The 19,633-nt window shown below is 34.0% G+C and carries 19 protein-coding genes; 10 read left to right on the top strand and 9 right to left on the bottom strand.

The window, feature by feature from the left end; all coding sequences use genetic code 11:
- Positions 1–2 precede the first annotated feature (2 nt).
- The 9 genes from coaBC to CXF59_RS03645 all read left to right on the top strand — a co-directional run bounded on the left by coaBC (position 3) and on the right by CXF59_RS03645 (position 10,106).
- Entirely contained in the window at positions 3–1,214 is a 1,212-nt protein-coding gene (gene coaBC / locus CXF59_RS03685) for a bifunctional phosphopantothenoylcysteine decarboxylase/phosphopantothenate--cysteine ligase CoaBC (protein WP_101136513.1), read from the top strand.
- Entirely contained in the window at positions 1,207–2,091 is an 885-nt protein-coding gene (locus tag CXF59_RS03680; protein ID WP_101136356.1) for a DUF4835 family protein, read from the top strand. Before coaBC ends, CXF59_RS03680 begins: the two co-directional genes overlap by 8 nt.
- Positions 2,092–2,147: 56 nt before the next feature.
- Entirely contained in the window at positions 2,148–3,800 is a 1,653-nt protein-coding gene (gene recN / locus CXF59_RS03675; protein WP_101136355.1) for a DNA repair protein RecN, read from the top strand.
- A 91-nt stretch (positions 3,801–3,891) separates the two neighbouring features.
- Positions 3,892–5,082 carry an enoyl-ACP reductase FabV gene (fabV, locus tag CXF59_RS03670; RefSeq protein WP_101136354.1) on the top strand — a complete coding sequence of 397 codons (1,191 nt, stop codon included), beginning with the start codon at positions 3,892–3,894 and terminating at the stop codon, positions 5,080–5,082.
- 112 nt (positions 5,083–5,194) lie between these two features.
- Positions 5,195–6,001 carry an enoyl-ACP reductase gene (locus CXF59_RS03665; protein WP_101136353.1) on the top strand — a complete coding sequence of 269 codons (807 nt, stop codon included), beginning with the start codon at positions 5,195–5,197 and terminating at the stop codon, positions 5,999–6,001.
- Positions 6,002–6,125: 124 nt separating this feature from the next.
- A complete protein-coding gene (locus tag CXF59_RS03660) occupies positions 6,126–7,124 on the top strand; it encodes a glycosyltransferase family 2 protein (RefSeq protein ID WP_101136352.1) in 999 nt (332 codons plus the stop codon).
- A gap of 2 nt (positions 7,125–7,126) precedes the next feature.
- Positions 7,127–7,723, top strand: a complete 597-nt coding sequence (gene coaE, locus CXF59_RS03655; protein ID WP_101136351.1) for a dephospho-CoA kinase — start codon at positions 7,127–7,129, stop codon at positions 7,721–7,723.
- Positions 7,724–7,782: 59 nt separating this feature from the next.
- A complete protein-coding gene (locus CXF59_RS03650) occupies positions 7,783–9,366 on the top strand; it encodes a sensor histidine kinase KdpD (protein WP_101136350.1) in 1,584 nt (527 codons plus the stop codon).
- 23 nt (positions 9,367–9,389) lie between these two features.
- Positions 9,390–10,106, top strand: coding sequence for a response regulator transcription factor (locus CXF59_RS03645; protein ID WP_101136349.1), 717 nt, complete (start codon positions 9,390–9,392; stop codon positions 10,104–10,106).
- Positions 10,107–10,210: 104 nt separating this feature from the next.
- Here the strand turns inward: CXF59_RS03645 and CXF59_RS03640 are convergent, their stop codons facing one another.
- The 9 genes from CXF59_RS03640 to CXF59_RS03600 all read right to left on the bottom strand — a co-directional run bounded on the left by CXF59_RS03640 (position 10,211) and on the right by CXF59_RS03600 (position 18,835).
- Positions 10,211–10,951, bottom strand: coding sequence for an acyl-[acyl-carrier-protein] thioesterase (locus CXF59_RS03640; RefSeq protein WP_101136348.1), 741 nt, complete (start codon positions 10,949–10,951; stop codon positions 10,211–10,213).
- 68 nt (positions 10,952–11,019) lie between these two features.
- A complete protein-coding gene (gene miaA, locus CXF59_RS03635) occupies positions 11,020–11,937 on the bottom strand; it encodes a tRNA (adenosine(37)-N6)-dimethylallyltransferase MiaA (protein WP_101136347.1) in 918 nt (305 codons plus the stop codon).
- 156 nt (positions 11,938–12,093) lie between these two features.
- Positions 12,094–12,924, bottom strand: coding sequence for an ion transporter (locus tag CXF59_RS03630; protein WP_369828526.1), 831 nt, complete (start codon positions 12,922–12,924; stop codon positions 12,094–12,096).
- Between the two features lie 26 nt (positions 12,925–12,950).
- Entirely contained in the window at positions 12,951–14,312 is a 1,362-nt protein-coding gene (locus CXF59_RS03625; RefSeq protein ID WP_101136345.1) for an exonuclease domain-containing protein, read from the bottom strand.
- Between the two features lie 78 nt (positions 14,313–14,390).
- A complete protein-coding gene (locus CXF59_RS03620; protein ID WP_101136344.1) occupies positions 14,391–15,050 on the bottom strand; it encodes a YggS family pyridoxal phosphate-dependent enzyme in 660 nt (219 codons plus the stop codon).
- Between the two features lie 38 nt (positions 15,051–15,088).
- Positions 15,089–16,309, bottom strand: a complete 1,221-nt coding sequence (locus CXF59_RS03615) for a DUF1015 domain-containing protein (protein ID WP_101136343.1) — start codon at positions 16,307–16,309, stop codon at positions 15,089–15,091.
- A 62-nt stretch (positions 16,310–16,371) separates the two neighbouring features.
- Entirely contained in the window at positions 16,372–17,259 is an 888-nt protein-coding gene (locus tag CXF59_RS03610; RefSeq protein WP_101136342.1) for a 3-hydroxyacyl-CoA dehydrogenase family protein, read from the bottom strand.
- A complete protein-coding gene (locus CXF59_RS03605; protein WP_157824512.1) occupies positions 17,256–17,861 on the bottom strand; it encodes a hypothetical protein in 606 nt (201 codons plus the stop codon). The genes CXF59_RS03610 and CXF59_RS03605 overlap by 4 nt, the downstream gene beginning before the upstream one ends.
- Positions 17,862–17,869: 8 nt before the next feature.
- Positions 17,870–18,835, bottom strand: a complete 966-nt coding sequence (locus tag CXF59_RS03600) for a Gfo/Idh/MocA family protein (RefSeq protein WP_101136340.1) — start codon at positions 18,833–18,835, stop codon at positions 17,870–17,872.
- Positions 18,836–18,978: 143 nt separating this feature from the next.
- On the opposite strand from CXF59_RS03600, the gene CXF59_RS03595 reads away from it, so the two are divergent.
- On the top strand, positions 18,979–19,620 hold the full coding sequence (locus tag CXF59_RS03595; protein ID WP_101136339.1) for a protein-L-isoaspartate(D-aspartate) O-methyltransferase: 642 nt from the start codon (positions 18,979–18,981) through the stop codon (positions 19,618–19,620).
- Positions 19,621–19,633: the final 13 nt, after the last annotated feature.

Here is a 19,633-nt window from a genome sequence, read left to right as displayed (position 1 = left end):
CAATGTCAGTTTTAAGCGGAAAGAAAGTTTTACTAGGAATTTCTGGTGGAATTGCCGCCTATAAAACAGCATCTTTAGTACGACTTTTCATAAAAGCAGGTGCGCATGTCCAAGTGATAATGACACCTGCTTCTAAGGATTTTATAACTCCTCTTACATTATCCACCTTATCTAAAAACCCGGTGTATTCCACTTTCTTCAATCAAGATGAAGAAAATGAAACATGGAATAATCACGTCGAGTTAGGGTTGTGGGCAGATATAATGGTTATTGCCCCAGCGACAGCAAATACTTTGTCAAAGATGGCAAACGGTACTTGCGATAACCTTCTAATTGCTATTTATCTATCTGCAAAGTGTCCTGTGTTTTTTGCACCCGCTATGGATTTAGATATGTACAAACACCCTTCTACAATAGCTAGTTTTAAAGCATTACAAGAATTTGGAAATACTATAATTCCTGCTGAAAGTGGTGAACTGGCGAGTGGTCTTTCTGGTGAGGGAAGAATGGCAGAACCTTCAACTATTCTTAGTTTTTTGGAAGCTGATTTAGAAAGTAAGTTGCCCTTAAAAGGAAAAAAAATATTGATTACGGCAGGCCCCACATACGAAGCAGTAGATCCTGTACGTTTTATAGGAAATCATTCTTCCGGTAAAATGGGATTTGATATCGCTATTAGAGCCGCAAACTTAGGTGCCTCGGTTATTGTAGTAGCTGGGCCCACACATTTCACGTTAAATCATTCTTTAATTCAAGTTGTGTCTGTTGTTTCTGCGCAAGAAATGTACGAAGCGTGTCATCAGTATTTTGAAGAAGTGGACGTTGCGATAGCTGCTGCTGCAGTATCTGATTATAAGCCCAAAAATGTGGCTACCCAAAAAATAAAGAAGGGCACGGATAATTTTGTGATTGAATTCGAAAAGACAAAAGATATTTTAGCTTCTTTGGGAAAAATAAAGAAAAATCAGTTTTTAATAGGCTTTGCTTTAGAAACAGAAAATGAAATTGAAAATGCGAAGGGCAAAATCCAGAAAAAAAACTTAGATTTGATTGTTTTAAACTCTTTACAGGATGAAGGGGCAGGTTTTGGCAAAGCAACTAACAAAGTTACCTTTATCGATAAGGATTTTAATATTGAACCGATGGAACTGAAATCTAAAGAAGCAGTTGCCAACGATATATTAAATAAAGTAATAGCAAATTTTTATGAATAAGATATTTACCATTCTCTTACTACTATCAGTTGGTTTTACTCAGGCACAACAGCTAAATTGTATTGTAAAGGTAAATTCAGAGACTTTAGCAAATGCTAATCTTCAGGTTTTTAAAACCTTGGAAACGTCACTGAATGAATTTATAAATAAAACAGATTGGAATGGTCAAATAATGAAGCAGAGTGAAAAAATTAATTGCTCCATGTATATTACTATTCTGGCAAATAATTCCGATCAGTTTACAGCAACGCTGCAAGTACAATCTTCAAGACCCATTTATAATTCGAGCTATTCATCACCAGTCCTAAACTACAACGATAAAGATTTTAGTTTTAGATATACCGAATTTGAGAATTTACTTTTCAATCCGACCGTATTCGAATCTAATTTAGTTTCGGTAATTTCTTTTTATAGCTATGTGATATTAGGAATGGATCAGGATACTTTTTTACTTGAATCAGGGAATACTAATTTTGAAATTGCACAAAACATTACAAATGTAGCGCAACAAAGTAGTTACAAGGGCTGGAGTCAAATTGATGGAAATCAAAATCGTTATTTCCTTATTAATGATATGTTGTCGGGATCATTTTCAACAGTACGCAAAACCGCATTAGATTATCATTCTGGATTAGACCTGATGGCAAAAGATTTAAAAGGAGCGAAAGAAAAAATTAAAGCATCTTTATTAGAATTGGGTAAACTAAATTCGTCTAAACCCAATGCGTTTTTGACGCGAATATTTTTCGATGCAAAATCAGACGAAATTCTTTCCATTTTTTCAGGTGGGCCAAGTATTACAGTATCGGATTTAATCGATAGTTTAAATAAAACTTCTCCTTTGAATGCGAGTAATTGGGAAATGATTAAATACTAAATTTATCAAGTACTTTTTACAATAAATTTAAATCTTCATAATAAAACACACCATAAATGATAACCACTCTATCAATAAAAAACTATGCTTTAATAGAAAAATTAAGCATAGATTTCTCAAAAGGATTTTCAATTATTACAGGAGAAACTGGGGCTGGTAAATCAATTATATTAGGCGCTTTAGGGCTAGTTTTGGGAAAAAGAGCTGACTTAACTTCTTTGAAAAACAAGGAAGAGAAATGTATTATTGAAGCTCATTTTGAAATATCAAAATACAATTTATCCCCGTTTTTCGAAAGTAATGAATTAGATTATGAAGAGGAGACCATTGTAAGGCGTGAAATTCTTCCTTCTGGAAAATCGAGGGCTTTTATTAATGACAGTCCTGTAAATTTACAAGTATTACAAGAGTTAAGTATGTTTTTGATAGACATTCATTCGCAACAGCAAACAAGAGAATTGTCTGATGAGAATGTTCAGTTTGATATCATTGACGCTATAGCTGACAATGTAGAGAATATTCAACAGTATCAAGCGCTACTTAAAAATTATAAAGCAGATAAAACGAAGTTAAACTCGCTTATTAAAAAGCAAGGAGAAGCATTAAAAGAGCAAGAGTACCATAGTTTTCTATTAAATGAATTGGTTGAAGCAAATTTAAAATCAGGAGAACAAGAGATTCTTGAAGATGATTTTGAAAAGTTAAACAATGTAGAGATTATAAAAGAGTCCCTTGATAAATCTTTGGCTATTGCCAATGAAGAACAAATTGGAGTTTTAGATAATCTAAAAGAGATTAAAGTTTCTTTGCAAAAAATAGCCGGTTTTTCGGCAGATTATAATTCTATTTTAGAGAGAATTACAAGTGTTACAATAGAATTTGATGATATTTCAGATGAACTGAGTCGCTGTTCAGATAAACTAATCAACGACCCGGTGCAGTTGGATCGTATTGGTCAGCAATTGCAACTTATTTATAATTTGCAAAAGAAACATCAAGTTTCTACTGTTGATGAATTACTGGAAATCCAAGGACAATTAGAAGATTCAGTTTTTGAACTTGGAAATTTAGAAGGAGAAATAGAAAATCTTACTCTTGCGATTCAAGAAAAAATGATATTGTTAGACAAACAGGCAACTACCATTCATGATAGGAGACTGGAAGCAATTCCAATTTTATCTCAAAAAATGATTGTTATTTTGGATACCTTAGGAATGCCAAATGTCCGTTTTGATATTCAAGTGAAACAATCGACAACGTATTATACTAACGGTAAAGATGAAATTCAATTTTTATTTTCGGCCAATAAAGGAACTAATTTTGGGATACTGAAAAAAGTAGCTTCCGGTGGGGAAATGTCGCGTATTATGCTAGCTGTAAAAGCAATATTAGCGCAATATTCGAAATTACCTACATTGATTTTTGACGAAATTGATACTGGTGTTTCGGGAGAAATCGCAATTAAAATGGGCGAGATTATGAAAGAAATGAGTCAAACTATGCAAATTTTTGCCATTACCCATTTACCGCAAATTGCAGCAAAAGGGAATGCACATTTCAAAGTCTCTAAATCTACGGTAGGAGAGGACACACAATCGGAGTTAAAACTATTGAAAGACGAGGAGCGTGTAATAGAAATTGCCCAAATGTTGTCTGGAGCAGTAGTGTCAGATTCAGCCCTAAATCACGCTAAAGCCTTGCTGAACTAGTTTTTTGGGTTATATTTGTTCTGTTTGGTAAGAAGAAGAAAAACTTTACAAATAAATTGAAATAGTAAATCAACGATTAAACGATATAAAAATGATTATAGAACCAAGAATGAGGGGATTTATTTGTTTGACAGCTCACCCTGATGGATGCGAACAAAATATAAAAAATCAAATTGAATACATTAAATCAAAAGGAGCAATAAATGGAGCTAAAAAAGTACTTGTGATTGGTGCTTCGACAGGTTTCGGATTAGCTTCAAGAATTTCTAGTGCTTTTGGATCAGATGCTGCTACCATAGGAGTATTTTTTGAAAAGCCACCTACAGCGGGAAGAACAGCTTCTCCAGGGTGGTACAACTCTGCTGCTTTTGAAAAAGAAGCTCATAAAGCAGGTTTGTATGCCAAAAGCGTCAACGGAGATGCTTTTTCTGATGAAATAAAAAAACAAACGCTAGACCTTATAAAAGCCGATTTAGGACAAGTAGATTTAGTAGTCTATAGCTTAGCTTCACCAGTTCGGAAACATCCGGTTACCGGTGTTTTGCATCGCTCTGTATTGAAGCCAATAGGAACTACGTTTATAAATAAAACGGTAGACTTTCACTCGGGTAAAGTATCAGAAATCTCTATTGAGCCATCTAACGGTGATGATATTGAGAATACCGTTGCAGTAATGGGGGGTGAAGACTGGAAAATGTGGATGGATGCGTTAAAAGCAGAAAATCTATTGGCTCCAGGTGCAACAACTGTTGCTTATTCTTATATAGGACCTTCATTGACTGAAGCTGTTTATAGAAAAGGAACAATTGGTTGTGCTAAAGATGATCTAGAAGCTACTGCTTTCACTATCACTGACAGCCTAGTTGACATTAAAGGGAAAGCTTATGTTTCTGTAAACAAAGCCTTAGTAACGCAAGCGAGTTCAGCCATACCTGTGATTCCTTTGTATATTTCTTTATTGTATAAAATAATGAAAGAACAAGGTATTCATGAAGGATGTATCGAGCAAATTCAACGTTTGTACGCTGATAGATTGTTTTCTGGAAAAGAAATTCCTACAGACGAAAAAGGAAGAATTCGTGTTGACGATTGGGAAATGCGTCCTGATGTTCAAGAAAAAATAGCAAAGCTATGGCAAGAAGCTACCACTGAAAACCTAGCTGAATTAGGGGATTTAGAAGGATATAGAAGTGATTTTCATAATCTTTTTGGATTTGGATTTGAGGGTGTAGACTATAAAGCAGATGCAAACGAAATGGTAGGTGTTGAGAGTATTGAATAATACGAATTAACCGCATTCAATTTTTATAAAGCACTTTAATTTCATATTGGTTTATCCCTTTAGGAATTAAGGTGTTTTTATTTTAAATACAACACTTTAAATAGCGATTACTATGTATAATTTATTAAAAGGAAAAAGAGGAATTATTTTTGGCGCTTTGGACGAAAATTCAATAGCCTGGAAAACGGCAGAAAGAGTGCATGAGGAAGGTGGTGTTTTTGTTTTGTCAAATGCTCCGGCTTCCATACGCATGGGTTCTATTGCAGAATTGGGTCAGAAAACCGGCTCGCAAATCATTCCTGCTGACGCGACATCGGTTGCTGATTTAGAGAACTTAGTGGACCAAGCCGTGGCAATTCTAGGGGGTAAGATAGATTTTGTTCTGCATTCTATTGGAATGTCTGTAAATGTTCGCAAAGGGAATCATTATACTAATCAGAATTATGAGTATACCGAAAAGGGATGGAACGTGTCAGCCGTTTCTTTTCACAAAGTAATGCAGGTATTGTATAAAAAAGACGCCATGAACGAGTGGGGGAGTATTGTTGCCTTGTCTTATATGGCAGCGCAGCGTGTTTTTCCGGATTATAATGATATGGCAGACAATAAAGCTTACCTAGAGTCGATTGCCCGCAGTTTTGGCTATTTTTTCGGAAGGGATAAAAAAGTAAGAGTAAATACCATTTCCCAATCGCCAACGGCTACTAAGGCGGGTCAAGCCGTAAAAGGATTTAATGGTTTTATTGCATTTGCCGATAAAATGTCGCCGTTAGGAAATGCAACTGCTTTAGATTGTGCTAATTACACGGTTTCCATGTTTTCAGATCTAACAAAAATGGTTACGCTTCAAAACCTTCTACACGATGGCGGATTCTCTAATATGGGAGTGAGTCAGGAAGTAGTGGAAATGTTTGAATAGCGAGAAAGGCCTAATTAAATTTTATACAAAACCATCAATTAGTAGTTGATGGTTTTTTTATTAAGATAGCATATCTTTGTTAAAAATTGACCTTAATCGTATAATTAATATCCCCTCCAAGAATATGTTTTTTTCTTTAATTATCCCCGTTTACAATAGACCAGAAGAAGTTGATGAACTATTAGAAAGTTTATCAAAGTCAGATTTTAATGAAGATTTTGAAGTTGTAATCATAGAGGACGGTTCTTCAGTGAATTGTGAGACCGTAGTTCACAAATATAAAAGTAAATTAACTATTTCCTATTATTATAAAGACAATTCCGGACCTGGTGAATCCAGGAATTATGGAATGAAAAAAGCCAAAGGGGACTACTTTATTATTTTTGATTCTGATTGCATTATTCCAACGGAATATTTAACCGAAGTGGATAAAGCTTTAAAAGCAAATTACGTGGATTGTTTTGGAGGTCCTGATCGAGCCCTTGATAGCTTTTCTGACATACAAAAGGCAATCAACTTTGCCATGACTTCTTTTCTGACTACCGGAGGAATACGAGGCGGTTCTGAAAAAATAGATAAATTCCAACCAAGAAGCTTTAATATGGGACTGTCCAAAAAAGCGTTTGAAGCCTCTAAGGGCTTTGGAAACATTCATCCTGGTGAAGATCCAGATTTATCAATCCGATTATGGAATTTGGGTTTTGAAACTAAACTCTTTCTAAATGCGTATGTATATCATAAGAGAAGGATTGATTGGGATAAATTTTCAGTACAAGTAAATAAATTTGGTAAAGCAAGGCCGATTCTTAACAGTTGGTATCCCAAATACAATAAGCTCACGTTCTTTTTTCCGTCAGTTTTTATTATTGGATTTGCGGTAGCGTTCGTATTGTTGATTTTCAATTTTGACTTATTGCTTAAATTATATTTCATTTATTTTTTGGTACTGTTTTTGGTTTCAACGTATCAAAACAGAAGCATTAAAATTGGCTATTTATCGGTAGTAGCCGTTTGGAAGCAATTTTATGGTTACGGAGTAGGTTTTATAGAATCATTTGTGAAAATTATTATTCTGAAAAAGAAGCCTCAAAATGCTTTTCCTGAATTATTTTTTAAAGTGTAATTATGACTAAAATTATAGGTTTAACGGGCGGTATCGGTAGTGGAAAAACAACGATTGCGAATCATTTTCGATCTTTGGGTATTTCTGTTTACATAGCGGATGATGAAGCAAGGAAAATTATGCAGACCCCTGAAGTTATAGATGCTATTAAAGAAACATTTGGAGAGACTCTTTTTGAAGGTGCTGTTTTAAAAAGGGACAAGCTGGCTGAAATAGTATTTAACGACTCTGAAAAACTGCAGCAGCTCAATGCTATTGTCCATCCTGCCGTTAAACGGCATTTTAAACAATGGCTTTTGGAACATAAAGAGTTTCCTATTATAATATATGAAGCGGCTATTTTATTTGAAAGTGGGAATTATAAAGATTTCGACTCAATAATTTCGGTCACAGCACCATTAGAATCAAGGATTCAAAGAGTAATTGAACGAGATAAAACAACGCGAGATCAGGTTTTGGGAAGAATAAATTCGCAATGGACTGATGAACAGCGTATTTCAAAAAGCGATTATGTTATTGAAAACATTGATTGTGAAATTGCCAAAAAGAAAACCGAAGAAATTCTTAAAATTTTGAGGATAAAACAAAAGGATTCTTAAATGTTAATGTTTGGTTAATAGATTATCATTCATACTGTTAAAACGTTAATTTTGGAGCGATGAATAAACTTTTTTTTAGATTACTGGTTGTATTGATGAGCTTGTCCTTGATAGGAATAATTTTAGTTCAGGTATATTGGTTTAATACGTCATTTAAAAACAATGATGAACAGTTTAAGTTTCACGTAACGCAAGTTATGGGTAATGTTGCCGCTAAACTTCAAAAGCAAGAAGCATATAGTTTTTATGATAAATACAATCATTATAAAGACAGCACTGGTAAAATTCCTCAAAAAGATGATTTATTAGAATTTTATTATGTTCAAAAGAACCCAAGAACAAATGAAACAATCGTTTATTCAAACAGTATTATATCAGAAGATTACAAAATATCTTCAACGTTCTTTGATAAAAAATTTAATAACGAAAAATTTAAAAATTTTAGCTCTAAACGTGTAACAGAGGTTTATAACAAGAATACGATTGATAAATCTAATATACGTCAAAGCCTGATACCCGATGTTAAAATTGAAAAATCAGGAAATTTAGATGTTTTAGACAATGCTCAATTTGAAATTTTCTTTAAAGATATTGCGTCAGCAATGCCTCTTCAAGAACGGGTTTCAGCAGAGACTTTATATAAACTGATAAAAAAGGAATTAGAGGTGTCTGGTGTAAAGACAAAATTTGAATTTGGAATATATAATAATGGTTTGGTCACTAAAATTAAATCAGATGATTTTAAATTTGATAAGGAAGCAACCTATTCAATTCCAATTTTCACGGATAACGAAGGGAATGAAAAATATAAATTATTAGTTACGTTTCCGCACAAGAAAAAATTCCTGTGGTCTGAATTAGTCAGTATAACCATATTGTCAATCATTTTTACGTTAATCATTATTGTGGCTTATTCAAGTGCATTAAATCAATTAATCCGCCAACGTCAAATTTCTGAAATCAAAACTGATTTCATTAACAATATGACACACGAGTTTAAAACACCGATAGCCACCATTAATTTAGCTTTGGATGCCATTAAAAATCCAAAAATAATTGACGATAAGGAAAAAGTTTTCAAATACCTGCAGATGATTCGTGATGAAAATAAACGAATGCATGCCCAGGTCGAAAACGTTTTAAGAATTTCAAAGCTCGAGAAAAAAGAGCTGGATATAGATAAAGAGTCGAGTAATGTTGAAGAAGTCGTTATTGACGCTATCGAACACGTTAATTTAATTTTGGAAGATAGAGAAGGACAGGTTACAACCCATTTTGACGCTGCCAGAACAACGGTTTTGATGAATGATGTACACTTTACAAATGTGATTGTTAATGTTTTAGAAAATGCGATCAAATACTCTCCCGACGTACCTGATATTGATGTGTATACAGAAAATATCAAAGATATGATTCTGATTAAAGTGCAGGATAAAGGTTTAGGGATGAGTAAAATAGCTCAAAAAAGAGTTTTTGAAAAATTCTATAGAGAGCATACAGGCAATATACACAATGTAAAAGGCCACGGTTTAGGTTTAGCCTACGTTAAGAGAATCGTAGAAGATCATAACGGTCAGGTATATGTAGAAAGCGAGAAAGGTAAAGGGAGTACCTTCATTATAAAATTACCATTGATAAATTAAAATACCACTAATAAAAATATACTATGGAAAATATAAATAAAAGAATACTTTTAGTAGAAGACGACCTTAATTTTGGTGCAGTACTTAAAGATTATTTAATGCTAAATGATTTTGATGTCACTCTAGCCAAGAATGGTATGGAAGGATTTGAAAAATTCAAAAAAGACACCTATGATTTATGTATTCTGGATGTGATGATGCCTTATAAAGACGGGTATACGTTAGCGAAGGAAATAAGAGAAAAAAATAGCGAGGTGCCTATTATATTTCTTACCGCAAAATCGATGAAAGAAGATGTTTTAAAAGGATATAAGGCGGGAGCTGATGATTATTTGAACAAACCTTTTGATTCGGAAGTACTATTGATGAAGATAAAAGCGATAATTCAAAGAAAATCTTCTGACGCTAAAACGGAACAAGTTCAACATGAATTCAATATCGGAAAATTTCACCTTAATTCAAAATTAAGGTTCTTGACTTTTAACGGCGAAGAACCTATTAAATTATCTCCAAAAGAGAATGAGTTATTGAAAATGTTGATTCTTCATGAAAATGATTTAATGCCGAGAGAATTAGCCTTGACAAAAATATGGAGAGATGATAACTATTTCACGTCCAGAAGTATGGATGTTTACATCGCCAAATTAAGAAAATATCTTAAACTAGATGAAAATGTCGAAATTCTGAACATTCACGGTGAAGGGTTTAGGTTAGTTGTCAAAAACAAAGTAGAAAAATAAAATGAAAAAGGCTTCGAGAAATTTGAGCCTTTTTTTTTTGGAGTAATTTCCAGTCCCAACTCTTCCGGGCTACTTCGGTTAGTGCTTTGCAGCAATAACAGCTTTTATTTCCAATTCAATTGTAAAGCATAACAGGTTTTATCTTCTTTTGTGATGCTAAATATTGTGGATTCTTCAGAGAAGTTTTCATGAATTACAACGGTATCTTTTAAGGAAAGCTCTTTCATGAAATTCATTTCAAAACTATTCAGCTTTTCATTTAGAATCGATTTTTCGTCAACGTGGTCTAAGCACCACTCCAGGTACTTTACATTGTTAACATGATTGACAATGTCCAAATCGGATAAGTATACCACTTTTTCAAAAACGACTTCTTTCTCCGGGTTGATTATTATTTTGGAAAAACTTTCTTGCGTTGGTTTTCTTTGCGGATACAGTTCGATATGTTCATAAGGTAAGGCTAATGCTTCTGGACGCCGTCTTTCAGTATTGAAAACGGCCCAAAAGGTAGTAGAACCTATGATTTTAGTTCCGTTTACATACATTTCTAATGCACGTACAGAACGGGATTTTTCAAGGGTATTAACCCATGTTGTTACCGTTACGATATCTCTCCATTTGGGCAATTCAGTAATTTCAACACGCATTTTACTTAGTACCCAAGCTTGATTGAATTCCTGCATGTCTGAAAAACTGATGCCACCCATATCAGAATGCGCTGCAGCCGTCAATTGCAACATATTACATAAGTCAGTATATTTTAAATAGCCATTAGGCATGCATTGTGTGAAATTGATTTCCCAGTCTTTGCTAAAAACAGAAGTGAAATTTAGGGCTATTGGCATAGTTGCTTTAAGATTTTAGAGTAACGATTTTGAATAGAGCCTGATACTACTATGTATAAATCATTCTTTTATTTTATGGAATTGATATAACTGATAATTGTGTCATAAGGAGTTTCAAAATTAAACCACTTTGTATTTTCATCTCTTTTGAACCAGGTGAGCTGCCGCTTGGCAAAACGTCTTGTGTTTTTTTTGATTTCTTCGACGGCAAATTCTAAGCTGAAATCCCCATCAAGACTTCTGAACAATTCTCTGTAACCTACAGTTTGTAGGGCATTCAATTCTTTATTTGCAAATAAGGCCTTGGCTTCCGCTAATAGACCTTCTTGCATCATCATATCTACTCGTTGGTTGATTCGGTTATAGAGCATGCTTCTTTCTGCTTCAAGGCCTATGATGATAGGAGTGAAGCTACGTTCATTCTTTTTCTGATTTAAAAATGAGGAATAGGGTTGTCCTGAACCGATAGCTACTTCTACAAAACGCATCATGCGTTGCGGGTTTTGTAAGGTTTGCGGATTGTCTTTTGTTATTTTTTCAAAATATACAAAATCGAGCTTTTTTAATTGCTCTTGTAAATAGACAATCCCCAGTTTTTCATACTGTGCATTTACAGCTTCCCGTACTGAAGAATCTATTTCAGGGAAATCGTCAAAGCCCTTTAATACAGCATTAACATATAAACCAGAACCGCCTACCAGTATTACATAGTCAGTAGTCAAAAATAACTCCTTTATTTTTGTGATAGCCTCTTTTTCAAAATCACCAACAGTATAATTCTCAAAGATGGATTTATTTTGAATAAAATGATGTGGAGCAGCAGCCAATTCGGTCGAGGTAGGAACGGCTGTTCCAATAGTCATTTCTTTGAAAAATTGACGGCTGTCGCAGGAAATAATTTCACATTTCAATTGATTGGCCAAAATCAGGCTTAATGAGGTTTTCCCGATAGCTGTGGGTCCGACAATGGTAATTAGGTGTTTCATATTTATTTTTAGCCCGGATAGCAACGTAAACCCAAGATGACTGCAAGTTACTATTTCTCGACGTAAAAGAGCGCCTTTAGGAGCTCCTTTTATATCTTAGGAATACAAGTCGTGGGAGGATGATTTGCAGCGAATAGCCGGAATTAGCTTCGTGACTTATTTAGTGTCAAAGGAATGTCCACAATTAGGGCAAAAATTAGCATTTTCTGGATAATCTTCGGTACCGCAGCCAGTACATGGTTGTTTGTTAATTAACATTTTACCATGTGTTCTTTTAGCGATTTCAGCAGTGACGATACCGGTAGGTACTGCTATGATTCCATATCCCAATATCATGACAAAAGAGGCGATAAACTGTCCTAATGGTGTTTGAGGAGAGATGTCTCCGTAGCCAACAGTAGTCAGTGTTACTATTGTCCAATAGATACTGGCGGGGATGCTGGTAAAACCACTTTCTTTGCCTTCTACCACATACATTATAGAACCAATAATTATGGTGCTGATCAGGACAAAGTATATAAAAACTATAATTTTCCCTTTACTTGCCGTGATAGCTTGGTTTAACTGCGCGGACTGACTTGTAAATTTTGGGTGATTTAATATTTTGAACAACCGCAACAATCGTAAAGAACGTACAACGGTCATAATACTAGTTCCCAGAAAGAAAATTGACAAATACATAGGCAAAATAGCTAACAAATCAATAATACCGTAGAAACTGGTGACGTATTTCCAAGGCCTATTAATTGAAATGATTCTAAAAATATATTCGATGGTAAATAATACGGTGATGATCCATTCTAGAAGTACAAGGTAGTAATGGTATTTTAGATCAAATTCAGAAACTGTTTCCATCATTACTAAAAGAACACTCAATAAAATAAGACCAAGGAGAATTAAATCGAATAAGCGACCCGCTTTCGTTTTTGTTCCATGGATTATTTCATTTGCTTTTTGTCTAAAGCGCTCATATTTTAATTCAGCCATAAGCATTGGATATATTAGATAGTTTTTTAGAGATTTATAATTTTGAACCCTTTATTTTTTCTTATATGTCCTTGAATGATATTGCGGGTATCACGGTTGTTTTGCATCGGAATGAGTATGTTTTTCAGAATTTCGATATTTGTTATCTGATAATTTAAATCATAAAAAGTATAGCCTTTGTACACGCCGTTTTCAACTAGCACAGCGCTGCGTTCATTGAAAGTCCTTCCTTTTTCAACAATAACCATATTTTGGTTTTCAAAACTATTATTAGTAATGAATGCTGATACTCTTAAATTGTATTCTTCTGTAGATATCATGCCTATGCAGGCGCCATCGCACTCTTTTATTTTATATTGAAAACAAGCTGCTTTTGTTTGATATAGTCCTGTGTATTTTTGACATAAATTATACTTATCAGTAATTCTGAATAAACTATTCTTTCCCTCTTGTAAGCTGGTGAATGAAGTGATTTCTTTTTTACGTCCGTCCGCTTTTAATAATTTTAAGTTCAAATAGCCTTGCTCATCCATTTCTGGATATAGTGCCCATTGAAAAATACTTTTTCGCTGCGCTCTATTGTATTTAGGCTTGTTTTTCTTGATTTCTTCACTTTCTTTTAAAAGAGCCACCAATTCACTTCCTGTTTCTTCGTAAGATACGGCAAATACTTCAATTTGAATTTTTTTAGCACTATTAGTAATACCTGTAAAATGCTGGTTAAGTCTTTTTCTGATGTTTATACTTTTCCCAATATAAATAAGAGTACCACTTTCATTATAAATATAGTAAACACCAGTTACTGCAGGCAAACCATTTAAAATATCAATTAATTTTGGAGCTAAACCTTTTTCGATTTTAAATTTTATGAAGTCTTTAATGATTTCTTTTTCTAAATCTTTGTCCAAAAGCATTTTGAATAACTTCACTGTTGCCATTGCATCTCCACTGGCTCTGTGCCGGTCCGCCATAGGGATTCCTAAAGCTCGAACTAACTTTCCTAAACTGTGCGAAAGTTGTTCAGGCATTAATTTTTTAGATAATTCTACAGTGCAAAGTGTTTTGGTATTAAAATCATACCCTAAACGGCGAAACTCTGTTTTTAGAATTCGATAGTCAAAGTCGGCATTGTGGGCTACAACAACGCAATCATTTGTAATTTCTATAATCCGTTTCGCGACTTCAAAAAACTTGGGAGCGGACGTCAACATGGCGTTATTAATACCGGTGAGTTTTACTACAAAAGGTTGTATTGGAATTTCAGGATTGACTAAACTGATAAATTGGTCCACGATTTCATGACCGTCAAATTTATAGATGGCGATTTCGGTGATTCCTTCTTCGTTGAATTGTCCTCCTGTGGTTTCTATGTCGAGTATTGCGTACAATTTTGTATTCAGTTTATAGTTTTTAGTAATCAGTTTTTAAATATGAATCAACAATCGTTGAGTAGTATCCAAAAAGCATTATCGTGTGCCAAAGATACTACTTCCTATTCGAATCATCGTGCTTCCAAACTCAATGGCCAGTTTGTAATCACCTGACATTCCCATGGACAAGGTATTCAGTTGGCAGTTTTCGATTTTCTGTGATTGTAGTTTATCATAAATTGATTTCAGGTGCGAAAATTCTTTTTTGACTTGATCTTGATTATCGGTAAATGTTGCCATCCCCATTAATCCCGTAATCCGTATGTTTTTCATGTCCTTAAATTCTTTAGAAGCCAGAATGGAATTTAGTTCATCATCATCAAGACCAAATTTTGTTTCCTCTTCAGCAATATGCATTTGTAATAAGCAATCAATAAACCTATCGTTTTTTAAAGCTTGTTTGTTGACTTCTTTCAGTAATTTAAAACTGTCTACGCCATGAATCAAGCTTACGAACGGGGCCATAAATTTGACCTTATTTGTTTGAACATGACCAATCATATGCCATTGAATATCTTTGGGCATTTCCTCCCATTTACCTTCCATTTCCTGAATTTTGTTTTCGCCAAAAATGCGTTGACCCGCATTATAGGCTTCCATCAAATCCGCAATAGGTTTAGTTTTGGAAACAGCAACAAGTGCTACGTGTTCCGGTAAGTTATTTTTAATAGAAAGTAAATTTTCAGCTATTGACATCGTGTTATTTTTTATTTTATATTTTTTTTTAATCGAATTTAAAGTTCATAGATGACTATTCCACTTCTAAATTTCGGTTCGATATAAGTGCTTTTTGGAGGCATTATTAAATCAGCATCTGCCAAAGCTTTAATCTCATTGATGTTGGATGGGAAAAGAATAAATCCAACTTCAAATTCACCTTCATCAATTATTTGTTTTAATTCCAGAATAGACTGTTTTCCAGAAACGTATTCGATGCGTTCATCATCGCGTAAATCTTTGATTGCCAAAAGAGGCGAAAGCACCGTTTCGTATAATATCTGAGTATCCAGACTTTCTAAAGCTGATTTGAAAACAAGTTTTTCTTTTCTTAATAATAAACTATAAAATTCATTGTCAAGATACATTCCGAATTGGTGTTTCTCTGCAGGTTGAAACGGTTGCTGCTTCAGATTCTCTAAAATGAAATTTTTACTGAGTTCCTTGATAAAAGTTTCTTTTTCAAATCCATTTAAATCTTTCACTAATCGGTTGAACTCGTAAACCCTAACATTGTTTTCTGAAATTAAATAGCTAAGCAAATAATCTTTAGCGGTATTCTCTGGATTCTCATTTTCTTCCGACAATAATGCTGCAGCCGCCGAGCGGTGGTGACCATCAGCTATATGTAGCGTGTTTATTTTTTCAAAAACATTCTGAATCCAATTGATTTCTAAGGCATCATCAATTTTCCATAAATAATTGATTTCTTTTTTAGTGGTCGAAAATTCAAAATCAGCTAAATTTCGAGTTCTGTTAAAGATCCAATTTTCTATCATTTTATTGTCGGGATAGGTCATTAAAACGGGCTCCGTATTAAACGCTGAATATTTCATGTAATCTTTCAGCAGATTCACTCTAAAAGCAATAGTTTCCTCGTGCTTTTTTATGTTATTATTATGGTAATCATCTATGCTGGTCCCTACAATAATTCCTGTAAATGAATGCTTTTTGGTGATTATCTTATGGATGTAAATCGCTGGTATTGTGTCTTTGACTAAAATTTTTTCTGCCTTGAAATCCTGGTATTTTTGATTTACTTGTCGGTATCTTTTTTCAAAAGATACCGACTCCTGATTTGTATAAGCCGGTTTTAAAATATGCAGAAAAGATAGAGGATTGAAATCTAATTGTGCAGCTAATTCAGCGGTAACGTATTCTTCATAAGAACGACAGCTTACGAAGCTTACTTTATCACGGGTAGGGCGTACCGCTTTAAAAGGAATTATTCTGGCCATTATTTATAGTGTTAAGCGGTAGTCGCAATTTTTAGTTGAAATGGCGACTGCCAACTCTGACTTTATAAGAATTGTTTAGATATTTTCTCTGCTTTTTTGCTCTCTGAGTAATCGTAGAATCCTTCTCCGGATTTCACTCCTAGTTTTCCGGCGCGAACCATATTAACTAATAGTGGGCAAGGTGCGTATTTTGGATTTTTAAAACCGTCATACATAACGTTTAGGATTGCCAGACATACATCAAGTCCAATAAAATCAGCTAATTGTAAAGGTCCCATAGGGTGACCCATTCCAAGTTTCATAACGGTATCGATCTCATATACACCGGCTACTTTGTTGTACAACGTTTCAATAGCTTCATTAATCATTGGCATCAGAATTCTATTGGCAACAAAACCAGGGTAATCATTTACTTCAACGGGTGTTTTTCCTAGTTTTTCTGATAAAGTCATGATAGTTTTAGTCACTTCATCACTGGTGTTGTACCCACGAATGATTTCAACTAATTTCATGATAGGTACCGGATTCATAAAGTGCATCCCGATAACTCGTTCCGGATGTGAAACCACCGCTCCAATTTGAGTAATAGAAATGGAAGAGGTATTAGTCGCTAATATTGTATCAGGGGAACAAGCCTCGTTTAACTCCTTGAAAATAGTAAGTTTCAAATCTATATTTTCGGTTGCTGCTTCTACAACTAAATCAACACCTACAACTCCGTCTTTTATATCAGTGTAGGTAATTATATTTGTGATCGTTTTTACTTTGTCTTCTGCGGTAATGACTCCTTTTGCGATCATTCGTTCTAAGTTGGCAGCAATTGTCGCCATTCCTTTATCTAAAGATTTTTCAGAAACATCAATTAATTTTACTGTAAAACCACTTTGGGCAAAGGTATGGGCGATTCCATTACCCATTGTTCCTGCGCCAATTACTGCTATTATTTTCATTGTTGAATATTATTTATATTGAAATTAAAATATTTATCTAAATCTTCTTTTATTACTTCAAATTCATTTTCATTGATGATTTTACTATTATACAACCAGATATATCTTTCATACTGTAGATTGTATGGTAAAACGGGATCAATCAAAAAAAACTTTTTTTTGTAAAATTCATTTTGCTTTTTGTAAACTAATTTTATAAAAGCATCAACTTCTGAAGCATTAGTTTTGGTATAAATGAAGTAAAAAAGTTTTGATGAACCAATGTGCTTCTCTTCGTAGACTTTTTTATTTGTATTAACAATTAAAACAAATGGAAGGAATGATAATAAGAACAAAATATATAGAGCATTCGTTGGGGCATTATTTAGCAATGCTATGCAGCAAATAATTAAAAATATATTGAATGATACAGAAGCAAATAGTCTCATCGTTTTTAAATCAACAATACCGTTTTCTATGTGCCAACTGTTTTTAATATCATCTAATGTAATGTTATATTTTAATTTATGTTTTACAGTATTCAATTCTACTCTAATTTCTTCTTCTAAAATCTCAAAAGATTGCTTTTGATTTTTAAACTTTATTTCTATATTGTTTTCCATTAATGAAATTATTTTTTGAAGCAATCGATAATTTGGTATGCAACTCGTAGTGCTTCTGTCGCTTGTTCTAAAGTCACAACAGGAGTCGAATTGGTATTTATCGCATCTGCAAATGTCTCCAGTTCCTCAAGAATGGCATTGTTTTGTTCCACCTCAGGGTTTGAGAAATAAATTTGCTTTTTTACGCCTTCTGCATTTTGCAAAATCATATCAAAGTCACCAGGAGTTTCCGGTGCATCTTTCATTTTTACGACTTCACATTTTTTCTCTAGAAAATCAACAGAGATGTAGGCGTCTTTTTGAAAGAAACGGGTTTTTCGCATGTTTTTCATCGAAATTCTACTGGCGGTCAAATTAGCAACACATCCATTTTCAAATTCGATACGGGCATTTGCAATATCTGGGGTATCACTAATTACAGAGACACCACTGGCGCTAATGTTTTTAACTTTAGATTTTACTACACTTAAAATCACATCGATGTCATGTATCATCAGGTCCAAAACTACTGGAACATCTGTTCCGCGAGGATTGAATTCAGCCAAACGGTGAGTTTCTATAAACATGGGGTTTTCGATCATGTTTTTAGTTGCGATAAATGCAGGATTGAATCGTTCTACATGTCCCACTTGTCCCTTAACATTGTGTTCATTAGCCAAAGCAATAATTTCCTCCGCTTCTTCAACCGTGTTTGAAATGGGTTTTTCAATAAAAACGTGTTTACCGGATTTGATGGCAACTTTAGCACATTTGTAATGGGAAAGGGTTGGGGTTACAATGTCTATTACATCCACTGCATGAATAAGAGTGGCAATTGTACTAAAATGTTTGTATCCAAATTCTTTAGAAATTTTATCAGCATTCTCTTGATTTGGGTCGTAAAACCCAACTAATTCGTATTTTTCCGATTGTTGTAATAAACGTAAATGTATTTTTCCTAGATGACCAGCACCTAATACTCCAATTTTCAGCATAATGATGTTCTTTCTACAAAAATAGGAATTAAATGATTAATCCCTTAAGGATAAGGGACAATTATTTGAGGATTTAAAAATTATAGTTTGATAATTAGAATTAGAATTTGTTTTCTATTTTTACCAAAATAAAATAATAAACTTTGAAAGACACAGCCAAACATCAAGGACTTCGGAATCAGTTAGTAAGCGTTTTAAAGGAAAAAGGGATTACCGATGTAAATGTTTTGGATGCGATAAAAAAGATACCCCGACACTTGTTTTTAAATTCCAGTTTTGAAGATTATGCCTATCAAGATAAGGCTTTTCCCATTGCTGCTGGTCAAACCATCTCGCAACCCTATACAGTAGCTTTTCAGTCTCAATTATTAGAAATTAAAAAAGAGCATAAAGTTTTGGAAATCGGTACTGGCTCAGGATATCAAACAGCTGTTTTGTGCCTAATGGGCGCTAAAGTATACAGTGTGGAGCGACAAAATGAATTATTTAAACAAACCTCAACTTTATTGCCGAAATTAGGGATTCGTCCAAAACATCTTTCTTTTGGAGATGGTTATAAAGGGTTACCAAGTTATGCTCCTTTTGACAGTATTATCGTTACTGCAGGGGCACCATTTATTCCACAACCTTTGATGGCCCAATTAAAAATAGGAGGAAGGCTTGTAATTCCGTTAGGTGATGAAGTGCAAATTATGACTTTGTTGATTCGGGTAAATGCAACACAATTTGAGAAACATGAACTGGGAGAATTTAAATTCGTTCCTTTGTTGGTTGATAAAAATTAAATGAAAAAGCCTC

The organism is Flavobacterium sp. ALD4, assembly GCF_002836475.1.
Lineage (GTDB): Bacteria > Bacteroidota > Bacteroidia > Flavobacteriales > Flavobacteriaceae > Flavobacterium.
Note: the sequence above shows the minus strand (reverse complement) of the source record. Positions and strands in the feature narration are given on the sequence as shown.

What these genes read in the sequence shown, in the direction of transcription:
- CXF59_RS03630 (WP_369828526.1), bottom strand. Translation starts at nt 12,924, where the DNA reads ATGGCTGAATTAAAATATGAGCGCTTTAGACAAAAAGCAAATGAAATA.
- CXF59_RS03600 (WP_101136340.1), bottom strand. Translation starts at nt 18,835, where the DNA reads ATGCTGAAAATTGGAGTATTAGGTGCTGGTCATCTAGGAAAAATACAT.
- coaBC (WP_101136513.1), top strand. Translation starts at nt 3, where the DNA reads ATGTCAGTTTTAAGCGGAAAGAAAGTTTTACTAGGAATTTCTGGTGGA.
- CXF59_RS03650 (WP_101136350.1), top strand. Translation starts at nt 7,783, where the DNA reads ATGAATAAACTTTTTTTTAGATTACTGGTTGTATTGATGAGCTTGTCC.
- coaE (WP_101136351.1), top strand. Translation starts at nt 7,127, where the DNA reads ATGACTAAAATTATAGGTTTAACGGGCGGTATCGGTAGTGGAAAAACA.
- CXF59_RS03645 (WP_101136349.1), top strand. Translation starts at nt 9,390, where the DNA reads ATGGAAAATATAAATAAAAGAATACTTTTAGTAGAAGACGACCTTAAT.
- CXF59_RS03680 (WP_101136356.1), top strand. Translation starts at nt 1,207, where the DNA reads ATGAATAAGATATTTACCATTCTCTTACTACTATCAGTTGGTTTTACT.
- CXF59_RS03610 (WP_101136342.1), bottom strand. Translation starts at nt 17,259, where the DNA reads ATGAAAATAATAGCAGTAATTGGCGCAGGAACAATGGGTAATGGAATC.
- miaA (WP_101136347.1), bottom strand. Translation starts at nt 11,937, where the DNA reads ATGAAACACCTAATTACCATTGTCGGACCCACAGCTATCGGGAAAACC.
- CXF59_RS03665 (WP_101136353.1), top strand. Translation starts at nt 5,195, where the DNA reads ATGTATAATTTATTAAAAGGAAAAAGAGGAATTATTTTTGGCGCTTTG.
- CXF59_RS03620 (WP_101136344.1), bottom strand. Translation starts at nt 15,050, where the DNA reads ATGTCAATAGCTGAAAATTTACTTTCTATTAAAAATAACTTACCGGAA.
- fabV (WP_101136354.1), top strand. Translation starts at nt 3,892, where the DNA reads ATGATTATAGAACCAAGAATGAGGGGATTTATTTGTTTGACAGCTCAC.
- recN (WP_101136355.1), top strand. Translation starts at nt 2,148, where the DNA reads ATGATAACCACTCTATCAATAAAAAACTATGCTTTAATAGAAAAATTA.
- CXF59_RS03640 (WP_101136348.1), bottom strand. Translation starts at nt 10,951, where the DNA reads ATGCCAATAGCCCTAAATTTCACTTCTGTTTTTAGCAAAGACTGGGAA.
- CXF59_RS03615 (WP_101136343.1), bottom strand. Translation starts at nt 16,309, where the DNA reads ATGGCCAGAATAATTCCTTTTAAAGCGGTACGCCCTACCCGTGATAAA.
- CXF59_RS03660 (WP_101136352.1), top strand. Translation starts at nt 6,126, where the DNA reads ATGTTTTTTTCTTTAATTATCCCCGTTTACAATAGACCAGAAGAAGTT.
- CXF59_RS03605 (WP_157824512.1), bottom strand. Translation starts at nt 17,861, where the DNA reads ATGGAAAACAATATAGAAATAAAGTTTAAAAATCAAAAGCAATCTTTT.